Consider the following 3,523-nt stretch of genomic DNA (forward strand, 5'->3'; position numbering starts at 1 on the left):
CGTATGTGTCTGGTGGCCTCGTTTATTTGTATAAGCCTCTGGGGGGGCTCGGCTCGGGGGCTGGGGGTCGGGCGCCGACGACCCCGCGGCGCCCGAGGACGTCGTCGGCCAGGGCTACCAGTCGGGCGACGGCTCCACGACGGCGTGGGCGGTCGGCGACCGCACCGAGCCGCTCGCGCTCGCGGGCACGGACTACGAGGGCACGGCGCAGGACGTCGCCGCGTGGCGCGGGGACGTCGTCGTCCTCAACACCTGGTACGCCGCCTGCCCGCCGTGCCGTGCGGAGGCGCCCGACCTCGCCGCCCTCGCCACCGACTACGCCGGCCGCGGCGTGCACGTGCTCGGCGTGAACGTCCGCGACGCCGCGGGTGCGGCGCAGGCGTTCCAGCGGGAGTTCGCGATCCCGTACCCGAGCATCGCCGACACCGAGGGCTCGGCCGTCGCCGCGCTCCAGGGCGTCGTCCCGGTCAGCGCCGTGCCGACGACCGTGCTCCTCGACCGCGAGGGGCGCGTCGCCGCGCGCGTGCTCGGCCTCGCGGACGGCTCGACGCTGCGCTCGCTCGTCGACGAGCTGCTCGCGGAGGGCGGCGGCGCCGACGGCGCGAGCGGGTCGACGGCCACCGCCGACCCGACGGGCACGGCGACGCCGTGACCGCCGCCGCGGACCTCGGCGCCGCCGTCGCGAGCGGCTCGCTGCTGCTCGCCGTGCCGGTCGCGCTGCTGGCCGGCGTCGTCGCGTTCGCGTCGCCGTGCGTGCTGCCGCTGGTCCCCGGCTACCTGGGCCTGCTCGGCGGGCTCGCGGGCGCGCCCGGCGGCTCCGCCGGTGACCGGCGGTCGCGCGCGCTCGGCGCCGTCGACGCGACGGACGTCGTGACGCTCGGCCGCGGCGCCGGCGCACCCGCCGTGCCGACGCCGACGGTGCCGCCCCCCGTGGCCGCCGCCCCCGCGGTGGCTGCCGTGCCCGTCGCCGCCGCGGCGGCGGACGACGTCGACGACCGCGTCGCCCGCAGCCGCGTGCTGCTCGGCGTGACGCTGTTCGTGGCCGGGTTCTCGCTCGTGTTCGTCGCCTTCGGGGCGCTCGCCGGCTCGCTCGGCGCGCTGCTGTGGCAGTGGCAGGAGCCCGTGAGCCGCGTGCTCGGCGCGGTCACCGTCGTCATGGGCCTCGCGTTCCTCGGGCTCGTCCCGTTCGCCCAGGGGGAGCGGCGCCTGCGCCTCGCGCCGCGCGCCGGCCTGTGGGGCGCGCCGCTGCTGGGCGTCGCGTTCGGCATCGGCTGGACCCCGTGCATCGGCCCGACGCTCGCCGCCATCCTCACGCTCTCGCTGACCGGCGGGTCCGCCGGCCGCGGCGCGCTGCTCGCCGCGGTGTTCTGCGTGGGCCTCGGCCTGCCGTTCGTGCTCGTCGCGCTCGGGCTGCAGCGCTCCGACCGGCTGCTCGGCCGGCTGCGCCGGCACCGGCTCGCGGTGCGCCGCGTCGGCGGCGGCGTGCTGGTCGTCCTCGGCCTCGCGCTCGTCACGGGCGTGTGGGGCACGTGGTCCGCGTGGCTCCAGGGCGTCCTGACGGGCGCCGACCCCTTCGTCCCGGTGCTGTGAGGCCGACGTGGTGACCTACCGCCCCGAGGGGCTCGACGACGCGTTCACGCGAGGCGACGGCGACGTCGCCGGCGCGCCCGCGAGCCCGCCGCGTCCCGGCGCGCCCGACCCCGGCCTGCCCGCGCTCGGCGTCGCCGGCTGGCTGCGCTGGGCCTGGCGGCAGCTGACGAGCATGCGTGTCGCGCTGCTGCTCCTCATGCTCCTCGCCGTCGCGGCCGTGCCCGGCACGGTGTTCCCGCAGCGGCCGCAGGACCCGGCCGCCGTCGCCGAGTACCTCGACGAGCACCCCGGCGCCGGGCCGTGGCTCGACCGGCTCGGCTTCTTCGACGTCTACACGTCCGTCTGGTTCAGCGCGATCTACCTGCTGCTGTTCGTCTCGCTGGTCGGCTGCATCCTGCCGCGCACGCGCGTGCACCTCGCGGCCCTGCGCGGCCGCCCGCCCCGCACGCCGCGCCGGCTCGCCCGGTTCCCCGCACGCGGGGAGGGCACGTCGGCCGACGCGCCGCGCGCCGTGGCGGAGCGCGCCGCCGCGGTGCTGCGCCGGGGTGCGTCCTGGCTGCCGTTCGTCCCGTCGTACCGGGTCGACGTGCACGACGAGGGGGCCGGCACGTGGTCCGTCTCCGCCGAGCGGGGCTACCTGCGCGAGACCGGCAACCTGCTGTTCCACCTGGCGCTCGTCGGGCTGCTCGTCAGCGTCGCGACGGGGCAGCTGCTGCACTTCCGCGGGCAGGCGATCGTCGTGCAGGGCACCGGGTTCGCGAACGTGCAGGCCGGCTACGACACGTTCGAGCGCGGCGCCGCGTTCGACCCCGCCGACCTCGAGCCCTTCACGCTGCGCCTCGACGAGTTCGAGTCGCGGTTCGACCCGCAGACCCTGCAGTCGCGCGACTTCACCGCGCACGTCACGGTGACCGAGCCGGGCGAGGAGCCGCAGGAGCGCACCATCAAGGTGAACCACCCCGTCACCGCCGGCGGTGCCAAGGTCTACCTGCAGGGCAACGGCTACGCGCCGCAGGTGACCGTGCGCGACGCCGCGGGCGAGGTCGCGTTCGCCGGGGCCGTGCCGTTCCTGCCCGAGGACGAGGTGTACACGTCGCGCGGCGTCGTCAAGGTGCCCGACGTCTCGGCGGGGCAGGACCAGGTCGGCCTCGTGGGCTACCTGCTGCCGACCGCGGAGGAGTGGGTGCCGGGCTGGTGGCGCTCGGCCGACCCGCAGCCGACCGACCCGATGCTCGTGCTCTCGGTGTGGCGCGGGAACCTCGGCCTCGACACGGGCGTCCCGCAGAACGTGTACCGGCTCGACGAGTCGCGCATGGAGAAGGTCACCGACGTCGCCGGCGAGGACGTGACGCTGTACGTGCGCCCGGGCGAGACGGTCGACCTGCCCGACGGGCTCGGGACGCTCACCTTCGAGGGGCTGCCGCGGTTCGTCGCGCTGGACCTGCGGCACGACCCCGCGCTGCTCGGCGTGCTGGTGTTCGCCGTGCTCGCGTTCCTCGGCCTCGCGGCGTCCCTGTTCGCCCCGCGGCGGCGGCTGTGGCTGCGGCTCGCGCCCGCGGGCGGCGACCGGCCCGCCGGTACAGTGGTCGACGCCGCGGGCCTCGCCCGGGGGGACGACGTGGGCCTGCAGCCCGAGCTCGACCGGGTGCTCGCCGAGGTGCTGGGGCGCCCGGTGGCGAGCACGACGCCCGGCGCCGCCGAGAACCGACCCGACCGCGACGACGAGGTGCCGGACCCGGCGCCCGGACCCGGAGGCGTGTGATGGACCAGCAGACCCTGGCGCAGGTCAGCGACCTGCTCGTGTGGGGCGCGACGACGGCGTTCACGTTCGCGCTCGTCGCGTGGACGATCGAGCTGTCGCGCGTCGCGGAGGCCGCGCAGCGCGCGACCGCGCCGCGCGCGCGGGAGCTCGTGGCCGCGGGCGGGGCGGTCT

2 protein-coding genes and 1 pseudogene are annotated in these 3,523 nt (G+C 77.3%); all 3 read left to right on the forward strand.

Going from position 1 to position 3,523, the window contains the following annotated elements:
* Positions 1-67: 67 nt before the first annotated feature.
* Positions 68-652 (forward strand): annotated as a pseudogene (locus AB6N23_RS17725) (TlpA family protein disulfide reductase); the annotation flags it as partial.
* Entirely contained in the window at positions 649-1,590 is a 942-nt protein-coding gene (locus tag AB6N23_RS17730; RefSeq protein ID WP_412867287.1) for a cytochrome c biogenesis CcdA family protein, read from the forward strand. The pseudogene AB6N23_RS17725 and the gene AB6N23_RS17730, both read left to right, overlap by 4 nt.
* Before the next feature lie 7 nt (positions 1,591-1,597).
* Entirely contained in the window at positions 1,598-3,352 is a 1,755-nt protein-coding gene (gene resB / locus AB6N23_RS17735) for a cytochrome c biogenesis protein ResB (RefSeq protein WP_412867288.1), read from the forward strand.
* Positions 3,353-3,523: the final 171 nt, after the last annotated feature.

Origin of the sequence: Cellulomonas pasadenensis, assembly GCF_047229365.1 — a bacterium.
In the GTDB taxonomy this organism is placed as follows: Bacteria; Actinomycetota; Actinomycetes; order Actinomycetales; family Cellulomonadaceae; genus Cellulomonas.